Here is a 21,926-nt window from a genome sequence, read left to right as displayed (position 1 = left end):
ACGTTTGGCGGGCAGGGGGTGCCGGCGGCTCCGGTGCAGCTGGGCGGGTGTGTGCATGCTGCGTGGTCGGGGGCGAACAAGTATGTCCGGGACTGCGCGGATGATGCCAATGACAAGACCGTGGATGTGCCGAAGGCCAGCGCGTCGCCGTCGTATGTGTTCCGGGTGAACCGGGGCCTGGTGGTCCTGAACGATGTGAATTCCGGGAACGTGTGGCTGGTGAACCAGAACATGCAGCTGGTCAACAACTGGGACGACGTGGTCCCGCCCAAGAACCAGTCCAATGACCAGGACCAGGAATCGGCGGACAACAACACCGTCAACATCCTGCCGGACCGCACCAAACCCAACCGGCCCCCGGAAACCAAGCCGGACGCCGTCGGCGTGCGCCCCGGCCGCACCACCATCCTTTCCGTGCTCGACAACGACTCGGACCCCGACGGCGACGTCCTCACGGCCTCCGTCGGCGACAACGGCCCCGCCGCCGGCAGCCTCGAGAACATCTACGGCGGCACCGCCTTCCAGATCACCGTCCCCCCGGACGCGAAGCCCGGGACCGAAACCTTTGCCTACAACGCCGCCGACGGCCGGGGCCTGTCCGCCGCGGGCAGCATCACGCTGAACGTCGTCGGCCCGGACGAGAACAAACCGCCGCTGTTCAAGCGCGGCGACCCCACCACCATGCTCGTGGAGCAGGGCAAAACCGTCAGCCAGAACATCCTCACCGACTGGACCGACCCCGACGGCGACGACCTCGTCCTGATGGACGCCAAGGCCGACAACGAACAGGACCAGGTCAAGGTCCGCCGCGACGGCCTGCTCACGTACCAGGACTCCGGCGCCGCCCCCGGCAAGAAATCCGTCACAGTGACTGTCTGGGACGGCCGCGCCACCACCACCGGCAAGGTGGTGGTCAACGTCCAGCCGCCGGGCGCACTGCAGCCGGTGGTCAACGCCGACCACGTCACCGCCGTCGTCGGCCAGGACCTCGTGATCGCGCCGCTCAAGAACGACGTCGACCCCAACGGCGGCGCGCTGCGCCTCGCCCAGGTGGAAGGCGCCGGCACCGCAGAACTTGGTCCCGTGACCGACGGCGGAACCTTCACCTTCCGCAGCAGCACCCCCGGCCCCATCTACCTGACGTACATCGCCAGCAACGGCCCGCAAAGCAGCCAGGGCCTGATCCGTGTGGACGTCGAATCCGGCAAGGACGCCGGCAACCCCGTCGCCGTGCACGACGTCGCCCTGATGCCCGTCGGCGGAAGCGTGCTCCTGGATCCGCTGGCCAACGACTCGGACCCGTCCGGTGGCGTGCTGGTGCTGCAATCGGTCCAGCTGCCGGAGAACGCCACGGCATCGGTCAGCGTGATCGACCACAGCGTCCTGCGGATCACCGACGTCGTCGGCACCAAGGACCCGTTCACCTTCCGCTACACCATGTCCAACGGCACCCAGTCAGCCACCGGCAGCGTCTCCGTGGTCCCCGTTCCGGCGCCCGCCGTCGTCGAGGCCCCGCAGCCCAAACCTGACGAAGTGAACGTGCGGGTCAACGACGTCGTCACCATCCCGGTGCTGGCCAACGACACCCACCCCCAGGGCGAGAAGCTCACCCTGGACCCCGTCCTGCCGCAGCCCGTCCCCGATACGGACGGGAAAAGCTTCGTCTCCGAAAACACCCTCCGCTTCATCGCCGGCGCGGAGCCCAAAACAGTCCGCGCCATCTACAACGCCGTGGACCCGCAGGGCCAGAAGAGCGCCGCGGCCGTCACCATCCACATCCTGCCCCTGGAAGGCGCGGAAAACTCCCGCCCGCAGCCCAAGAACCTCACCGCCCGCGTGGTGGCAGCCGGGTCGGTGCGGATTCCGGTGGAGCTTGACGGGATCGACCCCGACGGCGACTCCGTCCAGCTGACCGGGATCGACAGCACCCCGGCGATGGGCACCGCCACCGTGGGCAGCAACTTCATCGACTTCACGGCCGCCGGCGACGGCGCCGGCACGGACACGTTCCGCTACAAAGTGGTGGACCGGCAGGGCGCCGTCAACACCGGAACCGTCACTGTTGGCATCGCACCGCGCGGGGACACGAACCAGAAGCCCACCCCGGTGGACGACGAGGTCAAGGTCCGCCCGGGCCGCCAGATCGCCGTCGACGCCGCCGGCAACGACACCGACCCCGACGGCGACCCGATCCGGATTGTCAGCGACGGCATCGAAGCCGCCCCGGAACTGCAGGCCACCGTCAGCAAGCAGAGCTCCCGCATTCTCCTGCTGGCCCCCGGCGAGGAGGGCACCGTCAACGTGCGCTACACCGTCGCGGACGACCGCGGCGCCACGGCGCAGGCCGCCATCGCCGTCAAGGTGCAAAAAGACGTGCCGCTGCAGGCCCCCATCGCCCGGGACGACAGGGTGACCTCCGCCCAGACGCTCGGCAAAACCGCCGTCGACGTCCCCGTCCTCAAGAACGACGAAGACCCCGACGGCGTCGGCGAGAACCTCAAGATCGCCACCGACGCCACCACCGCCCGGCCCGGCACCGAGGGCAACATGGTGGTGGAACTGACCGAGCAGCCCCAGCTCATCCCGTACACCGTGGAAGACGTGGACGGCCAGAAATCCACCGCCATCATCTGGGTGCCCGGAGTGGGCCAACAGGTCCCCACCCTGGCCAAAGACGAGGTGATCGAACTCGTCGCAGGGCAGCCCGTCACCGTCGACCTCAAGGAATGGGTCAAAGTCCGCGAGGGACGCTCGCCGCGGCTGACCCAGACGGACCGGATCAAGCTGATCGGCGCCGACGGCTCCGACCCCGTGGCCAACAACGGCACCGCCCTGAAGTACACGGCCGGCCAGGACTACGTGGGCCCCGGCTCGCTCAGCTTCGAGGTCACCGACGGCTCCGGACCGGACGACCCCGCCGGGCTGAAAGCGACCCTGAGTATCCGCACCAAGGTGCTCCCGGACCCCAACCGGAACAACCCGCCCGTGCTGCTGGGCAGCCAGGTTGACGTGCCCAAGGCGGACTCCACCACCACCGACCTGTCCAGGCTGACCACAGACCCCGACGACGGCGACGTGGACCAAATGAAGTACGAACTGGTGGGCGCCGTCCCGGCAGGTTTCGACGCCAGCATCGACGGCAAGACCCTGAAGGCCTCGGCCAAGGACGGCACCGACGCCGGAGCGGGCGGGGCGGTCCAGGTCAAGGCCAAGGACCCCCGCGGGCTGGAAGCCACCGCCACGTACCAGCTGACCGTTACGGCCTCCAACCGGCCCAAACCGGTGGCCAACGACGATCTGGAGCCCAACGCCGCGGCCGGCAAGCCCGTCACCGTGCGGGTGCTGGACAACGACGCCAACCCGTTCCCGGAAACGGCGCTGAAGATCGTATCCGCCGTGACCGAGACCGGCCAGGGCTCCGCTGCAGCCACCGGGGACGCCGTGACGGTGACCCCGGCCCAGGGGTTCTCAGGAACCATGATCGTGTCCTACACGGTGGCCGACAAGACCGGTGACGTGTCGCGCTACGCGACAGCCAGGATCCGGCTGACCGTCAAGGACAAGCCCCTGGCGCCCACCACTCCGCAGGCCGCGAGCGTGGGGGACCGCACCGCCCTGCTGAACTGGACGGCACCGGCGGACCGCGGCTCGGCGATCACCAAGTACACGGTCTACGGCGAGAGCGGCTACCGGCAGGACTGCCCGGCCAACTCCTGCACCCTCACCGGGCTGGCCAACAACACCAAGTACCACTTCCAGGTCACCGCCAGCAACGCCCTTGGCGAATCCGAGCGGTCCCCGGCGTCGGCCGAGGTGCGCCCGGACGTCAAGCCTGACACACCGGCCGCGCCCGCCCTGAAGTTCGGCGACAAGCAGCTCACGGTGACATGGGCGGCCCCGGCGTCCAAGGGCTCCCCGGTGAAGAGCTACGACCTGGAGATTTCCCCGGCTCCCGCCGGGCAGAACGCCCAGATCCAGAACCTCACCTCTCCGAGCTACGTGTGGAAGGGCCTCAAGAACGGCGTGGCCTATAAAGTCCGGGTCCTGGCCCGCAACGACGCCAAGGAGCCCTCCGAATGGAGCGCCTACTCCGCCGCCGAGACTCCTGCCGGTGTGCCCGTCACTCCGGCGGCACCGAGCGCCAGCCAGGCCAGTTCCGTGGGCACGCAGAGCCAGCTCAAGGTGACCTGGGCGGTGCCGAACAACAACGGCGACGCCGTCTCCTCCTACACGCTGACCACGCTGCGCGGGGGAGCCGCCGTGGGAAGCCAGCAGGTCTCCGGCAACTCGCAAAACGTCACGGTGGACAACTCGGAGGCGGACTACACCTTCACGGTGGCCGCCACCAACAAGGCCGGAACTTCCGGAACGAGTCCGCAGTCCGGGCGGATCCGGGCGGCCGGCAAGCCCGGCACCGTCAGCAGCGGGACCGTTGCGGCGCCCGGGAACAGCGGACAGCTGACCGTGACCTTCACCCCCTTGAACCAGACCCAGCGGAACGGTTCCCAGGACACGGAGATCAGCTACCGCTGGTCCACGGCGTACGGGTCCGGACCGATTAACGCCGGCGGCGGCACCATCACCGGACAGCCCAACGGCCAGAACGTCACCGTCAACATCATCGCCACCTCCACCAAGAACAACGTGGCCGGGGACGCGAAGGCGATCGGTGCCGGCAACCCGTACGGGCCGCCGAACGCCCCCGTGCTCTCGGCCCAGGGTTCCAGCACGCAGCAGGTGCACTGGACGTGGACCAACCCGTCCAACGACGGCGGCCGGCCGCTCCAGAAGTTCGAGGTCCGTTACGAAGGCGGCGGCTGGACCAGCGTTGGCCTGGCAAACCGCTATGACCGCGACACGAACGCCTGGAGTTCCGCCAAGAACCTCGACGTCCGGGCGTGCACCGTGGTCTGCGGTGCGGCGGACTCGGCCAACGCCACGAGCGGCAAGGACCCGACGCCGCCGCTGTCCCAGATCCAGGCGCACAACAGTACGTGCCCCGGCAAACCCGGCCAGACGGACACCTACAGTCCGAGCGGCCCATCGTGTGGCGCCGGCTGGGTCAAGAACTCCGAGGGCCGGCTCAACGTCAACTGCACCAAGGACATCTACGGCAATGGGACGCCGTGGTACCGCGTGACCGAGGGCAGCCACCCGGACTGGTTCGTCAAGTCCACCACGGTGGATCTCTTCGGTCCGAAACCCGGCGGCTGCTGATGCCGGCCACTAAACTGGCCGCCGGACTCAGCGGAAATCCCCGCCGGCGGGACACCAAGCATTTTCACCAAGAACAGAAGAGGACCAACCCATGACCATGACCACCGAACAGGCCGAATGGTTTGCCGGCACTTTCGAGAAGCTCGTCGCCAACGTCGGCCAGGCCGTGCTGGGCAAGTCCCACGTCATCCGCCTGACCTTCACCGCGATGCTGGCCGAGGGACATGTCCTCTTCGAGGATGCGCCGGGCACCGGAAAGACCTCGCTGGCGCGCGCCCTCGCGGCCACCGTCCAGGGCTCCAACAACCGCATCCAGTTCACCCCGGACCTGCTGCCCTCGGACGTCACCGGCGTGACCATCTATGACCAGAAGACGCAGAAGTTCGAGTTCCACAAGGGCCCCATCTTCAACAACATCGTCCTCGCCGATGAAATCAACCGAGCCTCGCCCAAGACCCAGTCGGCACTGCTCGAAGTCATGGAGGAATCCCGCGTCACGGTGGACGGCACCACCTACGAGGCCGGCCGCCCGTTCATGGTGATGGCCACCCAGAACCCGATCGAGCAGGCCGGCACCTACCGGCTGCCCGAGGCCCAGTTGGACCGCTTCCTGATCAAGACCTCCATCGGCTACCCGGACCACGCCTCCACGGTCCAGCTGCTCGGCGGCGCCAACCTCAAGGACCGCTCCAAGGAAATCACCGCGGTCATCACCACCCAGGCGATCGCCGACATGGCCGACCTGGCCGCCACCACCCACGTGGACACCGCCGTGCTGGAATACATCTCCCGGCTCTGCGAGGAGACCCGCACCGCGCCGGAGACCCGCCTTGGCGTCTCCGTCCGCGGCGCCCTCGCCATGGTCCGGGCCGCCAAGGTCTGGGCCGCCAGCCAGGGCCGCAACTTCGTGCTCCCGGACGACGTCAAGGACCTGGCCGCCGTCGTCTGGACCCACCGCCTGGTGATGGACCCGGAAGCCGAATTCTCCGGTGCCACCGCAGAGGCCGTGCTGAAGCGGGTGCTGGCCGAAGTTGCCGCACCGCAGCAGCGCGCCTCCGTGTCCTAGGAACACAGCCCAACAGCACCGGCAGGCTGCACCGCCCGGCGGCATCGCCGCCACCACCGGCACCCACCCAGCACGAACAAAGGCACCCATATGTCCTCCAGCACTCCGCTGACCCGGCTTGCTGAACGCCTGCAACGGCCCTTCCACCGGGACGGCAGGCCCACGCGCCTGCATCCGGCCTCCCTCTGGACCGAGGCAGGAAGCACCGCGGGCCTGGTCCTCGCCCCGGCCTGGCGTGCCGTAAGGGCGCTCTGGCTCCGCTTCGTGTGGCCGGTCCTGTCAGTGGTGAGCGTCCTGGGCTGGTCCGTGCTGGCGGCCTCGATCCTGCTGTGGACCGTCGGCCAGGCGTTCGGCTGGCAGGAAGCCAAAGCGGCGGCAATCGCAGCGTTTGTCCTGTTCGTGCTCGCCGTCGGCTTTATCCTGGGCCGCTCCTCCTACGGCGTCGTCCTGGACCTGGCCCGCACCCGGGTCGCCGTGGGGGACAGCGCCGTCGGCAGCATCGCGGTCTCCAACACCGCCGCCCGGCCGCTGCTGCCCGCTGACCTGGAACTCCCGGTCGGAGCCGCCACCGCCGTGTTCCACCTGCCCCGGATGAAACCCGGGCAGGTCCATGAGGACCTCTTTACAATCCCCACCGCGCGCCGCGCCGTGATCGTGGTGGGCCCGGTGCGTTCAGTCCGGGCCGACCCGCTGCACCTGCTGCGCCGCCAGGTGCTCTGGACCGAACCCGAAGACCTGTTCGTGCACCCGAAAACCACGGCGCTGGCCGGCTCGGCCGCAGGCTTCATCCGCGACCTCGAGGGAATGCCCACCACGGACCTGTCCAGCGCCGACGTCTCCTTCCACGCGCTGCGCGACTATGTGCCGGGCGATGACCGCAGACACATCCACTGGAAGACCACGGCCCGCACCAACAAGCTCATGGTCCGCCAGTTCGAGGAAACCCGCCGCGCGCACCTCGCCATCTCGCTGTCCATCAACACGGACGAGTACGCCTCCGACGAGGAGTTCGAGCTGGCCATCTCCGCCGCCGCCTCGATCGGACGGCAGGCCATCCGCGAACAGCGCGACCTCGATGTGCTCACCCAAAAAGGTCCGCTGCGCTGCGAAACCGGCCGCAACATGCTCGATGACATGACGCGGATTGTCGGCGCACCCCAGCGCAAAACCGCCGTCGACCTTGCCCGGAGCCTGGCGGACACCGTCCCCAACGCCTCCGTGGTGTTCCTGGTTGTGGGCAGCAACGTCACCCCCACCCAGCTGCGCTCCGCCTCGGCTTCGGTGCCGATGGGCGTCCGCAGCCTCGCCGTCCGGCTCCAGCTCGGCGCCGTGCCGGCCCGGGCCAACATCGGCGACCTGACCGTCCTGACCCTCGGCGACCTCTCTGACCTGGCCATCGTGCTGAGGAAGGCGGCAGCATGAGCACCGCACCCCCGCTCCGCCCCCGCAACAACGCGGCCAAGCGTTCCGGCTTTGCCGACGGCCAGCCAGCCTGGCACCTCGCGCTCGACGCCGGCGCGCTCACCGTCCTGCTCGGCCTCGGCGTCCTCGGCTTCAGCCTCAGTTTCGGCGGCGACCCGTACTACCTCATCGCGGGCTTTGGCGGCATCGTGCTGGGCCTGGCCCTCGCGGCGGCCACGGTGCACTTCCGGCTGGGGCTTCTGATCACCGCGGCGCTGACGCTCGGCGCTTACCTCGTCTTCGGCACGGCCCTGGCAGTTCCGGAGGCCTCCTTTGCCGGGGTGCTGCCCACCCTCGATTCGCTGCGCACCCTGCTGCTCGGCGTCGTGTTCGCCTGGAAGGACATGCTCACTGTCGGTGTGCCGGTGGGCACCGCCGGCGGCACCCTGATTGTGCCGTTCCTGAGCTCGCTCCTCACCGCACTGGCTGCCGGGCTGCTGATCTGGCGGCTCAAGAGCCCGTACTGGCCGCTGCTGCCGGTGCTGGTGCTGTTCGTCACCGGCATCGCCTTCAGCACGAACGCAGGGTTCCTCACGGTGGAACGCGGCATCTCCCTCACCGTGGTCGCCATCGCGTGGGCAACCTTCCGCCGCGATGCGCTCCGCCGCAGCAACACCCGGAAGGTCTCCGTCAACCGGCTGGAGACGGACGAGGCCACCGCCCGCGCGGCAAAGCTGCGCCGGCTGGGAACCGCCGCCGCGGTGATCGCCGCCGCCGTCGGGATCACCGCCATCGCGTCCCCGCTGGTCACCGCCAGTGACGACCGCCGCGTGCTCCGCAACACGATCGTCCCGCCGTTCGACCCTAAGGACTACGTGACGCCGCTGGCGAGCTTCCGGAACTTCGTGAAGGACAAGAAGGACGACGACCTCTTCGTCGTCAAGGGCCTCCCCAAGGACGCCCGGGTGCGGCTCGCCGCGCTGGATTCCTACAACGGCACCAACTACAACATGGACCCGAACGGCTCCGGCAGCTTCAGTAAGGTGGGCGACGCCAAGTCCCTCAACACCCTGGCCGACTCCACCGGGATTGTGCCCAGCAACAACTACACGCTGGACATCACCATCGAGGACTACCAGGGCTACTTCCTGCCCGGCGGCCGGAAAACCACGGGGATCAGCTTTGCCCGGGACGGCTCGGGTGCCGCCTCGGGACTGTACTTCAACGCCGGGACGGACACGGCCGTGACCACCAGGGGCCTTGCCAAGGGCGATGCCTACCAGGTCCAGGTTGCCGATCCCGCCACCCTGGAGCACGGGCAGCTGACCCAGTACGACTTCGCCAAGCTGTCCCTGCCCGCTCCCGCCGAGGTGCCTCCGGTGGTCGGCTCCCAGGCGAACGACCTCGCCGCCGATGCACCCACCGCCATCGACCGGGTCCGCCAGATCGAGGCGCACTTCCAGAAGAAGGGCGCCTTCAGCAACGGCCTGATCGCCGACGGCCAGCTGCCCAGCGTCTCCGGGCACGGGGCCAACCGCGTCCGGAGCTTGCTCACCGCCAAACAGATGCTCGGCGACGACGAACAGTACGCCGTCGCGATGTCGCTCATGCTGCGCCACCTCGGCATCCCCTCCCGCGTGGTGATGGGGTTCTACCCGGATCCCAAGAGCCCGGAAAACGGCGCGGGCGAAGTGAAGATCACCGGCAAGGACGTCCACGCCTGGGTGGAAGTCGCCTTCGACCGGGTGGGCTGGGTGTCCTTCGATCCCACGCCGCCGAAGGACAATGTGCCGATCCCGCCGGATCCGGAGAACAAGTCCAAGCCCAAGCCGCAGGTGCTGCAGCCGCCGCCCCCGCCGCAGGAGCCTGCCGACCTTCCGCCAGACTCCTCGCCGGATGCGCTGGACGCCGACGAGAAGAAGAACAACCCCTGGCTGTTCTGGGGCCCGCTGCTCACGGCGATCGGCATCGCGCTGATCCCGGTCGGGATCCTGGCGGTGCCGCTGCTGCTGATTGCCCTGCTCAAGTCCCGACGGCGGAAGTTCCGTTTCAGTGACGGACCCCCGGCGCAACGCGTCGGCGGCGGCTGGAACGAAATTGTCAGCCTCGCGACAGACCTGGGCGCCGGCGTGGACGCCCGCGCCACCCGGCGCGAGTCCGCCGTCGTCCTCGCCGACGCCTTCCCGGCCGCCGGCGGGACCACCACGCTGCTCGCGAACCGGGCCGACGCCGCGATCTTCGGTGCCGGACAGCCGAGCGAGGACCAGGTCCGCGAGTACTGGGACATCGTGGACGGCTCGCTGAAGGAGCTCACCGGGACCCTCGGGTTCTGGGGACGGCAGAGGGCCCGGTTCTCGCCGCGCTCCCTGCTGGCCGACGGCCGGGCCGCGCTCACACTTCGGGGCCTGAAGCCCCGTCTGCCGGGCGGCAAGCGCGGCGCGCGTGCGGGATCAGAATTGCCCGCAGGTACAGTGGAATCCGATCCGGCCGCCGCAGCCCACCGTGACGGTGCTGCCGGTGCCGCCACCGAGTCCAGCCAGACCGCCAGGAAGAACCGCAACGAGCCATGACCGACGACGCCGAGTCCTGCCCGCGCTGCCAGCAGCCGCTCCGCCCTGGGGCTGCCTTCTGCACGTCCTGCGGCACGCCGCTGAGCAACCGCTCCGCGCGGAACGCCCGCAACGTCCGGGATGTTCTCCAGCCCCAGCCGATCCCCGGTAGTATCCCCGTAACGCTGGGCCCGGCTCCGGGCCGCGGACAAGGGGGAGGTCCTTCCATGCCGAGCAAGCTCGAGGTGGTTCCGGCAACTGCCGGGAAACGGTTGGGAGCTGCCGTGCTCGACTGGCTTCCGCCCGTCACCGTCCTGACCATCCTGCTGGCGGTAGGATTCGCCGGCATCACCCGGAGCCAAAGCGGCGGCTTCATCGTGTATGACACCTCATCCCTGGTGCTGTTCGGCGGGATTGGTGCGGGCCTCACGCTGGTCTACGTGATGGTCCTGGCCGTGCTCGAAGGCCGAACCGGAGCGACCCTCGGCAACCGCCTGATGGGCATCCGCAGCACGGATGCCGACGGCTTCGCTCCGGGCGGGGGCGCGGTGTTCCTCCGCGGCCTCATCACCGGCGCGGGAATGCTGCTGGCCGTGCTGGCCGCCGCGGCCGTGGTGATATTCCAATGGTTCGGTGTGGCCCTGCTGGTGCTGGGACCGCTGCAGTTCCTGGGGGCCGCCTGGGCTGTCCTCGTGGTGCTGTCCAGTTCCTGGGACCGCAACGGACAGCTCCGCGGCTGGCACGATACGGCCGCCAAGACCCTCATGTTCGACGTGAAGTCCGGACGCAATCCCATCACGACCGGCGGCATCGCGGGCCCCTACAGCTTCGCGCCGCTGGACCTCCCTCCGGTCCAGCAGGTCGCCTCGCCGCTGGCCGCTGCCGCAGCGGGAGTCCCGGCAGTGCTCAACCCCAACCAATGGCAGCCTCCCGCCGCCGTCCTGTCCGCCCCTGCCTCCGGCCGGCAGTCTGCCGTTCTTCAGCAGACCGACTCCGTGCGGCCGTCCGGTGTTGCGCAGCAGCCGCCAGTCCAGGAGCCGGCAGTCCAGGAGCCGGTAGTCCAGCAGCCGGTTCCGTATGCGGCGTCGTTCGCGCCTCTCGCAGCGTCCGCGATGCCTCAGCCGGGCGCGCATCCCGATGACGACCACGACCGCACCCAGGTCCGCGGCGACACAGATGCCCCGGTCACCGTGGCCATGCTCCGGATCCGGCTCGACGACGGCCGCGACATCGAGCTGGACCGCACCGTGCTGATCGGCCGGAACCCTGCCGGACACCAGGGCGAGGACTCCGTGCAGCTGATCCCGGTTACCGACCCGGGCCGCTCGATTTCCAAGACCCATCTCCATCTGCTTGCCGGAAACGGGGGAGTCTGGGTGACGGACCGCAACTCCACCAACGGCAGCGCCGTGACCACCCCGGACGGTATCCGTACCGCCCTCGCGGCGGGGGAGCCCACCCACGTCCGCCCAGGTTCCACCGTGCACTTCGGTGACCGCTCCTTCTACCTAGGACAGGCATGAACTCCCAGCCGGCCGCCGAGCCCTCCCCAGCCAACTCCGACACGGCCCCCGTGCCGTCCCTGGGCAGTCCTTCAGGCAGTTCCAGCAGTACCGGCAGCAGTTCCTCCAGCCTCCGGCTCAGTTGCGGCTACGGCACCGACCGTGGCCTCCGCCGCGAAATGAACGAGGACTCGTTCATTGCCTCCGATCCCGTCTTTGCCGTCGCCGACGGCATGGGCGGGCATGAGGCCGGCGAGATCGCCAGCGGCATCTGCGTGCGCACACTCTCCCGGATACCGCAGTTGGCGAGCGGAGAGCGGAACGCCACGGCCGGCGTCGTGCAGGAGTATCTGCTGATGGCGGACGAGGGCATCCGCGAGGCCACGGGCTCCCGCGCCGGGACCACGCTCTCCGGCGTCGTGGTGGTGGAGCAGATGGGTGCGCCGTACTGGCTGGTCCTCAATATCGGCGACTCCCGGACCTACCGGCTCAGCCAGGGCAAGCTCAGCCAGGTCAGCGTGGACCACTCCGAGGTCCAGGAGCTGGTGGATGCCGGGCAGATCACCCTGGCCCAGGCCGCCGTGCACCCGCGCCGGCACGTCGTCACCCGCGCCCTCGGCACAGGGGACGAGACGGAGGCCGACTACTGGTTGCTGCCCATGGAGGAAGGCGACCGGATCCTGGTCTGTTCCGACGGCCTCAACGGCGAACTCGACGACCAGCACATCTCCAACATCCTGCGCTCCCACGCGGACCCGCAGGCGGCCGTGGATGAACTCATCCAGGCGGCCCTGCGCAGCGGCGGCCGTGACAACGTCACCTGCATCGTGCTGGACGCCACCAACGTAACCAGCGACTACGACGGCGCCGCCCAGACTGCGCCGCGCAGCGCCGCCGCGGCAGAGGACGAGGACACCCTGCCCCGGACCGACGCCCTGGACCTCGCCCCCAACGGGGAAGTGGCATCCGGGGCTGGAGGCGGCTCAGCGGCTGAAGCGCCGGCAGCTGAAGAACACTCTGCTGAAAACCACGGCAAGGATCCGAACGATGGCAAGCAGTAACCCCGCCGCTGCCGCGCGCTACACGCCCGGCAGCTGGCTCGGTGTGGTGCGCTCCGGCACCGTGGTGCTGCTGCGCCCGGACAGCGCGCCCGCCCTGGTTGAATCGCTGTGGGACCTCCTCGCCGCCGGCCCCGAAGTGCATGAGGTGCTCGACGCCGTGACGTCGGCCTCGGGCGGTTCGCTCGCCCGGCTGCCGTGGTTCGCGATCGTGGCCGGCAGCGGGTCCATCCAGGTGTTCCTGCGCGGCGAGATCGACCTGACCGTGGACCTGCCGGCCGGGCCGGTGGAACTCAGCGGCCGCGATGTCACCACATGGACGGAGCGGCGCTTCGCACAAGCCGCCGGATTCAGCCTGACGGTTCCCGGTGCTACGGCCGCCGGGGCAGCCGACCTCGCTGTGGACCTGCCTGTGGCTGACGGTGTGGTCCTTCTGCAGGGGCTGCGCGTGAACTTCAACGGCGCCGCCGGGCCGGAGGACGCCCCGGCGGTCCCTGCCGCGGCCACAACTGCAGCCGTGGCGGCCGATCTGGCAGCCGTGGATCTCTCTGCCGTGAATCCGGCACCGGCCGCCGAAGCAGCGGTTGAAGACGAAGTCCTGGCAGCGGCCGAGGCCGACATTGCTGCCGGGCTGAGCGAGCACGGCGCCTCCGCGGAGACCGTGCTGGAGTTCTCTGGCGAGGACTCCGAGCGCGACGGAACCCTGCACGGAGAACCGGAACCGGAACCGGCACTTGAACAGGAGCCGGAACTGGAACCGGCACTTGAACCGGAACCGGAACCGGTGCCCGTACCCGAACCGGCCGAGCAAGAGCTGACCAGCAGCTACGACCACCTCTGGGAACAGACGGTGATGCGAAGCATAGAAGACGCCGCCGTCCGCGAGGACCCCGACGCCGATTCCGAACCAGCTGTCGAGTCCGCCCAAGGCGGGCCGGCCAAAGACGATACCGCCCAAGACGAGTCCACCGCCGTCGAGTCCGCCAGCGCCGGGCCTGCGCCCGAGCCCGCTGCGTTTAGCGGGGGAGCGCCCGACGAGGCAGCAGCCCAAGCCGCTCCGGCCGCCGCGTCGGAACCGCCTGCGGCACCGCGGCCGGCGGTTCCCGCGGGGCTGATTGATTCGGTGCCCTGGAACACGGGCGGCGACCGGCCGTCGTCGGCGTCGTCGGCATCCCAGGCGTCGGCGCCGTCCCCTGTGCCGGCCGCACCGCTGCCGCCAACGGCCCCGCAACCACCCGCCCCCCACGCACCCGACCAGCACGCAGCGCCGAGCCAGCAATGGCCAGCCGCGCAGCCCGGCGCCGATGCGGACCACGACGGCCAGACGATCATGAAGGGCGACCTCGCCGGGGCCGGGCAACGGCCCGCTGCCCAGCGCTCGTCCACAGGACAGGACACAGGACCGTCCACCGGGCCCCTGGTGCTGGCACGGGTCTGCCCGCAGGGACACGCGAACCCCTCCACCTATTCCCACTGCGGCCGTTGCGGAGACCCGCTCCCCGGCGACGGCGTCCAGGTCCGGCGCCCGCGGCTGGGCCGGATGCGCCTGTCCACTGGCGAGCTGATCGACCTCGACCAGTCACTCGTCGTGGGACGCCAGCCCTCGGTGTCGCGCGTCCAGGGCGCCGTGATGCCGAAGCTGATCCAGGTGGCGAGCCCCAGCGGCGACATCTCCCGCTCGCACGTGGAGGTCCGGCTCGAGGGCTGGCACGTTATGTTGTGCGATCTCAAGGCGACCAACGGCACCGTCCTGGTCCGTGAGGGACAGCCTCCCCGGCGGCTGGCCCAGGGCGAGATGGCCATCCTGCTCGACGGCGACATCGCCGAAGTCGGCGACGGCATCTCGCTGCGCTTTGAGGAGATCCCATGAGTTCAAAACGGCCCATAGCCCCGCCGCCGATCATTCCGGGCTTCACCTACATCAGCCTGCTCGGCTCCGGCGGGTTCTCCGACGTGTACCTCTACGAGCAGGACAGGCCGCGCCGCAAGGTGGCGGTCAAGGTGCTGCTTTCGGACCTCAAGACCGAGGGCGCGCGGCGCCGCTTCGAATCCGAAGCGAACCTGATGGCGCAGTTGTCCTCGCACCCGTACATCGTGACCATCTTCGAAGCCGAGATCACCGACTCCGGGCATTCCTACCTGGCCATGGAGTACTGCTCCCGGCCCAGCCTCGACGTCCGGTACCGGCGGCAGCGCTTCAGCGTGGACGAGGTCCTCGCCGTCGGCATCCAGGTGGCATCCGCCGTCGAGACCGCCCACCGGGCCGGGATCGCGCACCGCGATATCAAGCCCGCCAACATCCTGGTCACTGACTACAACCGGCCCGCCCTGACAGACTTCGGCATCTCCGGCACCCTCGCCGGTGACGCCGACGAGGACGCGGGCATGTCCATCCCTTGGTCCCCGCCGGAGCAGTTCACCGGCCACCAGGTGGACGGCGTCCTGGTGGACGTGTGGGCCCTCGGCGCCACGCTCTACACCCTGCTGGCCGGCCGGTCCCCGTTTGTGCTGCCGGGGGCGGACAACTCCCAGCGCGAGCTGATCTCCCGCATCACCAACCTGCCCGTGCCGAAGCTGGGCCGCGCCGACGTGCCGGAATCCCTGGAACTGGCGCTCTCGACGGCGATGGCCAAGTCCGCGTCCTCCCGCTACTCCTCGGCCCACGCCTTCGCCCTGGCCCTGCAGCGGATCCAGGCCGAACTGAACCTCTCCGTGACCCCCTTCGAGGTCCTGGAGGAGCCGCGTGCCGAGGAAACCCACCCCGACGAAGGCTTCGAGGAAACCCGCGTCCGCAGCGTCGCCTCGATTGATCCCGACGCCACCGGCAGCTCGCCCACCTTCCCGGCAAGGTTCCCCGCCGGGGACACCGGCCCTACGGCCGACAACGCCACCACGTTCAACAGAGCGGGCTTCAACAACGCCGCCTTCAACAATGCCGGCTTCACTCAGGGGACAGTCCCGCGGCCGCCGGCGATGCCGGGCTTTGACAGGCCCGGAACCGGACCCGGGGCTGCTGCCGGTGCCGACGACGACGACGTCGCCGCCACGGTCAACCGCTCCAGCACCGCTGTCGCGTCCTCGCACACGGGGGACATCGGCGGGTCCGACGGCGCGGGGGAGCCCCCGGCCGGCCACGGCCGCAGGAACCTGCTGCTCTCGATCGTCGGCGGCACCGTCCTGGTGGCCGCCGTCGTCCTGGGGATCGTGGCGGCCACCAACCGGCCGGAACCGGCGCCGAAAGCGACAGACCAGGTCAGCAAACCGCCGGCGGACGCGCTGGACAACGGCACCGTGCCGGACGTCACCGGGCTGGCCGGCGTGGCAGGGCCGGCCGGGAAAGTCAGTTTCACCTGGACTAACCCGCAGCCGAAACCGGGGGACAGCTACAAGTGGCGGGTCCACACGCTCAAGGGTGACGGGCAGTACCAGGCCAGTGCCGGGCCGGCCGCCGAAATGGCGGCGAACCCGGCCGAACCCAGCTGCATCCAGGTGATGATCGTCCGCAGTGACGGTGCCTCCTCGCCGCTTGGCCCGGATTCCATCGCCTGCGTTCCTAAGTAGCACCACCAACGAGTTTCCAGAAAGGCACGGCACATGGGGGATCTGGCAATAGATTTCTGCGGCGAGTGGCATGAGCCCTCGGACGAGGACATCTTCAGCATCGGCCGCGAAGGCGACCTCGAGGTGGACGACAACCCGTACCTGCACCGGCAGTTCCTGCAGATCGCCCGCTACGACGGCATCTGGTGGCTCAGCAACGTCGGCAGCATGCTCTCGGCGACCATCGCCGACGCCTCCGGCGGGATGCAGGCCTGGCTCTCGCCCGGGGCGCGGATTCCGCTGGTCTTCAGCCACACGAACGTCATCTTCACCGCCGGCCCCACCACCTACGAGTTCGCCGTGCACCTCCGCACCCCGGCGTTCCGGCAGGAATCGCGCGAGGAGGACAGCGGCGGTGACACCACGATCGGCCCGGTGATATTCACCGACTCGCAGAAGGCCCTGATCGTGGCCCTCGCCGAGCCCGTGCTGCGCCGCGAGGGGACCGGCTTCAGCGCCATTCCGTCCTCCGCCGACGCCGCCAAGACCCTGGGCTGGGCACTGACCCGCTTCAACCGAAAGCTCGACAACGTGTGCGACAAACTGGACAGGGTGGGTGTCGCCGGCCTGCGCGGCGGCGGCGGAAAACTCGCCACCAACCGCCGCGCGCGGCTCGTGGAGCATGCCGTCACCTCACACCTGGTGACGCCGGCTGACCTGTACCTGCTCGAAGAGCACAGCAGAGACAAGCAACCGCCCCAAGAACCCGGCACGGGAAAGACCAACGAAGCATGAGAATCCGACTGACACTGCGCCGCGACCCGGCTGAGGCCAAAGACCTTGCCGTCACCGTGGACGGGCTCGCCACAGTGGCGGACATCGCCACCCAGCTCTGGGCCGCCGACCCGGCACGGCGGGGGACCCCGCCGCCGTCGAACCTCTCCCTCAGCATCGAGGAGGCCTTCGCCGCGGGCGGCATGAAGGGCAGCGTCCTGGACCGCAAGGATAACCTGCTCGAATCCGGGCTCCGGCCGGGCTCCATCGTCTCGCTGACCCAGCTCAGTGAGCAGTTCGGGACGCCCGGTGCGAACCGGGGGCCGGCGGCGGCGACGCTGCGGGTGCTGTCCGGGCCCGACGTCGGACGCGAATTCTCGTTGCCGTCGGGCACCAGCTACATCGGCCGGGGCCGCGACGCCGACATCCGGCTCACGGACCCGCTCACGTCCAAGCGGCACGCCCGCATCACGGTCGGCGAGACGGTCGAGATCGTGGACACGAACTCGGCCAACGGGCTGCTGATGGACGGGCTGCCCGTCACCCGCGCCACGCTGAACTCATCGGACAGCGTGGCCCTGGGCGACACGACCGTTTCGGTGGTGTCGCTGGGCACCGGGCACAGTTCCGCCCCGACCTCCCCGCTGATCGACTTCAACCGCTCGCCGCGTGTGGTGCCGCGCTTCGAGCAGCAGAAACGGATGCTCCCCGCCGGGCCCAAGCGCCAGGAGCACCACGCCTTCCCGTACATCATGCTGCTCGCGCCGCTGATGATGGGCGGCATCCTGTTCGCCGTCACGCAGAACGTGCTCTCGGTCGTCTTTATGCTGATGATGCCGCTGTTCATCGTGGGCCATTACGTGGACCAGAAGCTGCAGGCCAAGCGGGAGCGCAAGGAACAGCTCAAGCAGTTCCGCGAGTCCATGGCCGCCTTCCGGGCGGACATCACCCGGCTGCAGAACGTGGAACGCTCGGTCCGACTGCAGGAAGCACCCTCCGTCAGCGACACCGTGGACTCGATCTACAAACTCGGCCCGCTGCTCTGGACCCACCGGCCCGAGCACACCGGATTCCTGGGCCTGCGCTTCGGCCTGGGCACCGCGCCGTCGCGGATCCAGTTCGAGGAACCCAACAGCAACGACACCGAAGCCGAGTACATGGCCGAAATCCAGGAGTGCATGGCGCAGTTCCGGGACATCGAAGGCGTGCCGGTCGTCTCGCAACTGCGCTCCGCCGGCTCCTTCGGCCTGGCGGGATCCCGCGGCCTCGTCGACGATGTGGCCCGCGGCATGGTCCTGCAGCTCGTCGGCCTGCACTCGCCGGCCGAAGTGGTCCTGGCCGCCATCACCTCGGCGCAGTCGAAGGAACGCTGGGAATGGCTGCAGTGGCTCCCGCACGTCGGCTCCGGCCACAGCCCGCTCAGCGGCGACCACCTCGCCGCCGGCCCCGCGGGCGGCTCAGCCCTGCTCTCCCGGCTGGAAGACCTGATCGACCAGCGCGAGGCCGCGTCGCAGACTCCGCGCCCGGCCCCGCGGCCCGGCGTCGACCCGCTCGTTACGGACCTGGCGGAACCGCTGGTGCCCACCGTGCTGGTGGTCGTCGAGGACGACGCACCGGTGGACCGCGGCCGGCTCACCCGGGTCCTCGAGCGCGGCCCCGACTCCGGAGTGCACGTGATGTGGGTGGCGTCCTCGGTGCAGCAGCTTCCGGCCGCGTGCCGGGACTTCATGGCGGTCGACGGCGACCACGGCACCACCACCGGCCAGGTCCGGCTCGGCCGGCACACCTTCCCGGTGAGCTGCGAAAGCCTCGACGCCGGCCTCGCCGCCCAGCTGGCCCGGATGCTCACGCCGGTAGTCGACGTCGGAAAGCCACTGGAGGATGATTCCGACCTGCCGCGCGCCGTCTCTTACGCGACCCTGATCGGCAAGGATTTCCTCGACAACCCGGCGGCCGTCGCCGAACGCTGGACCGAAAACAACTCGGTCCGGGCCTCCGCCGTGCCCAACCGCAAGGACAACGGCACCCTCCGGGCCCTGGTGGGCTCCAAGGGCATCGAACCGCTCTACCTCGACCTCAAGAACGAGGGCCCGCACGCCCTCGTCGGCGGCACAACCGGCGCCGGCAAGTCCGAGTTCCTGCAGTCCTGGGTGATGGGCATGGCCGCGGCCTACAGCCCGGACCGGGTGAGTTTCCTGTTCGTGGACTACAAGGGCGGCGCCGCGTTCGCGGACTGCCTGCACCTGCCGCACACCGTGGGCCTGGTCACCGACCTCTCCCCGCACCTGGTGCGCCGCGCGCTGACCTCGCTGCGGGCCGAGCTGCACCACCGGGAACGGCTGCTGAACCGGAAGAAGGCCAAGGACCTGCTGGAACTCCAGCGCGAAGCGGACCCGGACGCGCCGCCGTACCTGATCATCATCGTGGACGAGTTCGCGGCCCTGGCCACCGAGGTGCCGGAGTTCGTCGACGGTGTGGTGGACGTCGCCGCCCGCGGCCGGTCCCTGGGCCTGCACCTGATCCTGGCCACCCAGCGCCCGGCCGGCGTCATCAAGGAAAGCCTGCGCGCCAACACCAACCTGCGGGTGGCGCTGCGGATGGCCGACGAGGACGACGCCGTCGACATCCTCGGCGTGCCCACCGCGGCGTACTTCGACCCGTCCATCCCCGGCCGCGGCGCCGCCAAAACCGGCCCCGGCCGGATCCAGGGCTTCCAGACCGGCTACGCCGGCGGCTGGACCACGGAGAAGCCGCAGCGGCCGCAGATCGAGATCGTCGAGATGGCCTTCGGCTCCGGACCGGCCTGGGCCGCCCCGGCTCCCGAGAGCCCGGTCAAGGAAGAAGCCGCCGGCCCGAACGACATCGCCCGGATGACCGCCAACATCATCCAGGCCGCCGACGTGCTCTCCATCGAGCCGCCGCGCAAACCGTGGCTGGACGAACTCGCCACCACCTACGACTTCTCCAAGCTGCCGAACCCCCGCACCGACGAGAGGCTGCTCCTCGGCGTGGCGGACGACCCCGCACACCAGGACCAGCCCACCGTCTTCTACGAGCCGGACCAGGACGGCAACATGGCCATCTACGGCACCGGCGGCTCCGGCAAGTCCGCGGCCCTGCGCAGCATCGCCATCGCTGCCGCGGTCACCCCGCGCGGCGGGCCGGTCAACGTCTACGGCATAGACTGCGGCTCCTCGGGGCTCAAGATGCTCGACGAGCTGCCGCACGTCGGCGAGATCATCAACGGCGACGACGTCGAACGCGTCGGCCGGCTGCTGCGCTGGCTCCGGGACCTCGCGGACGACCGCGCGGCCCGCTATTCGGAAGTCCGCGCGTCGACCATCGTGGAATACCGGAAGCTGGCGAACCAGCCGGACGAAAAGCGGATCTTCGTGCTGGTGGACGGCATGTCCTCCTTCCGCGAGGCCTACGAATACAGCAAGCTCTCGGCGCTGTGGGACATCTTCCTGCAGCTCGCCACCGACGGCCGCCCGCTGGGCATCCACCTCGTGGTCAGCGGGGACCGGCCCAACTCGGTGCCGGCGTCGCTGCTGGCCTCGATCCAGCGCCGGCTGGTGCTGCGCCTCTCTTCGGAGGACGACTACCTGTCCATGGACGTGCCCAAGGATGTCCTGGGCCAGGCCTCGCCTCCGGGCCGCGGACTCCTGGGCAACCTCGAGGTGCAGCTCGCGGTGCTCGGCGGCAACTCCAACCTGGCCGTGCAGGCCCGCGAGGTGCACAAGCTCAGCGAGGCGATGCTGCGCCAGGGCGTGGAACGCGCCCCGCAGATCGAACGCCTGCCGGACCAGGTGGACCTCGAGATCCTGCCCGCCGGAAGCCCGGACCTGCCGGTGATCGGCGTCGACGACGAGACGCTCCAGCCGGCCGAGATCCTGGCCAAGGGACCGCTGCTGCTGGCCGGCCCTCCCGGCTCCGGCCGCACCGTGGCGCTGGTGACCCTGGCCTACGCGCTGCGCCGCTCCAACCCCGGCGTCGAACTGATCTACGTCGGCTCCCGGCGCTCCGCCGCCGCGTCCCTGAAGCTCTGGGACCGCTCCGTGGTGGGCGCCGACGACGTCGAGGAGGCCCTCGACGAGCTGGTGGACTACTCCACCGGCACGCCGGGCAAGCTGGCGATCTTCATCGAGGGGCTGACCGACTTCACCGACACGGGCGCGGAATCCGGGATCGAACGGCTCGTGACGGCCTCGGTCAAGGCCGAACAGTGGGTGGTGGGCGAATCCGAAACCTCCACCTGGTCCTCGGCGTGGTCGCTGGCCCAGCCGTTCAAGTCCGGCCGCCGCGGCCTGCTGCTCAACCCGGGCGACATCGACGGCGACAGCCTCCTCAGCACCTCGCTGGGCCGGATCAGCACGGACTTCATCCCGGGCCGCGGCTACATCGTGGGCCGCGGCAAGGTCCGCAAGCTCCAGGTCGCGCTGCCGCCCGAGAACCGGAACTAGATCCGTTGCGCTGTCAGTTGTGGTTGCTTCCGGGCACGGATAGGGACAACAACTGACAGGGCATCGGGGGATGGGGAGGGCTGCCCATCGACACGATTTCGGCGGGCAGGGTAGCTTTTAGGCAATGGACTTCCGGAACAGCCGGGGGCCTTTGGGGGACGCCGACAGAATTCGGGTCCGTTTCATTGAATTTAGGAGAGATAACGCATGGCTATTTGGGGCGCAGACATTGCTCAGCTCAAGACTCTTGGGACCAAGCTGCAGGCCGGTTCGTCCGAGATCGACAAGCAGAGGTCGCTGCTGACCAAGGTGCTCGAGGGCACCGACTGGAAGGGCCCGGACGCCGACAAGTTCCG

The 21,926-nt window shown here is 69.5% G+C and carries 10 protein-coding genes; all 10 read left to right on the top strand.

Annotation, left to right across the window (positions count from 1 at the left end; all coding sequences use genetic code 11):
• On the top strand, positions 1-5,217 hold a 5,217-nt coding region (locus AC1DC5_RS18790), incomplete at its 5' end, for an Ig-like domain-containing protein (RefSeq protein ID WP_476866168.1).
• A gap of 91 nt (positions 5,218-5,308) precedes the next feature.
• On the top strand, positions 5,309-6,283 hold the full coding sequence (locus tag AC1DC5_RS18785) for an AAA family ATPase (RefSeq protein ID WP_476866167.1): 975 nt from the start codon (positions 5,309-5,311) through the stop codon (positions 6,281-6,283).
• Positions 6,284-6,373: 90 nt separating this feature from the next.
• The gene (locus tag AC1DC5_RS18780) at positions 6,374-7,705 is read left to right on the top strand and encodes a DUF58 domain-containing protein (RefSeq protein WP_476866166.1); all 1,332 of its coding nucleotides are present in this window, start codon (positions 6,374-6,376) and stop codon (positions 7,703-7,705) included.
• Positions 7,702-10,254, top strand: coding sequence for a transglutaminase-like domain-containing protein (locus tag AC1DC5_RS18775; RefSeq protein ID WP_476866165.1), 2,553 nt, complete (start codon positions 7,702-7,704; stop codon positions 10,252-10,254). Before AC1DC5_RS18780 ends, AC1DC5_RS18775 begins: the two co-directional genes overlap by 4 nt.
• Positions 10,251-11,756, top strand: coding sequence for an RDD family protein (locus tag AC1DC5_RS18770; RefSeq protein ID WP_476866164.1), 1,506 nt, complete (start codon positions 10,251-10,253; stop codon positions 11,754-11,756). Before AC1DC5_RS18775 ends, AC1DC5_RS18770 begins: the two co-directional genes overlap by 4 nt.
• The gene (locus AC1DC5_RS18765; RefSeq protein WP_476866163.1) at positions 11,753-12,796 is read left to right on the top strand and encodes a PP2C family protein-serine/threonine phosphatase; all 1,044 of its coding nucleotides are present in this window, start codon (positions 11,753-11,755) and stop codon (positions 12,794-12,796) included. Before AC1DC5_RS18770 ends, AC1DC5_RS18765 begins: the two co-directional genes overlap by 4 nt.
• A complete protein-coding gene (locus AC1DC5_RS18760; protein WP_476866162.1) occupies positions 12,783-14,663 on the top strand; it encodes an FHA domain-containing protein in 1,881 nt (626 codons plus the stop codon). The genes AC1DC5_RS18765 and AC1DC5_RS18760 overlap by 14 nt, the downstream gene beginning before the upstream one ends.
• Positions 14,660-16,354, top strand: a complete 1,695-nt coding sequence (locus AC1DC5_RS18755; protein ID WP_476866161.1) for a serine/threonine-protein kinase — start codon at positions 14,660-14,662, stop codon at positions 16,352-16,354. Before AC1DC5_RS18760 ends, AC1DC5_RS18755 begins: the two co-directional genes overlap by 4 nt.
• Before the next feature lie 33 nt (positions 16,355-16,387).
• Complete coding sequence (locus AC1DC5_RS18750; protein ID WP_476866160.1) at positions 16,388-17,128, top strand: hypothetical protein; 741 nt, start codon at positions 16,388-16,390, stop codon at positions 17,126-17,128.
• On the top strand, positions 17,125-21,570 hold the full coding sequence (locus tag AC1DC5_RS18745) for an FtsK/SpoIIIE domain-containing protein (RefSeq protein WP_476866159.1): 4,446 nt from the start codon (positions 17,125-17,127) through the stop codon (positions 21,568-21,570). Before AC1DC5_RS18750 ends, AC1DC5_RS18745 begins: the two co-directional genes overlap by 4 nt.
• Positions 21,571-21,926 lie beyond the last annotated feature (356 nt).

This window comes from Arthrobacter sp. 10L424 (genome assembly GCF_056395325.1).
Note: the sequence above shows the minus strand (reverse complement) of the source record. Positions and strands in the feature narration are given on the sequence as shown.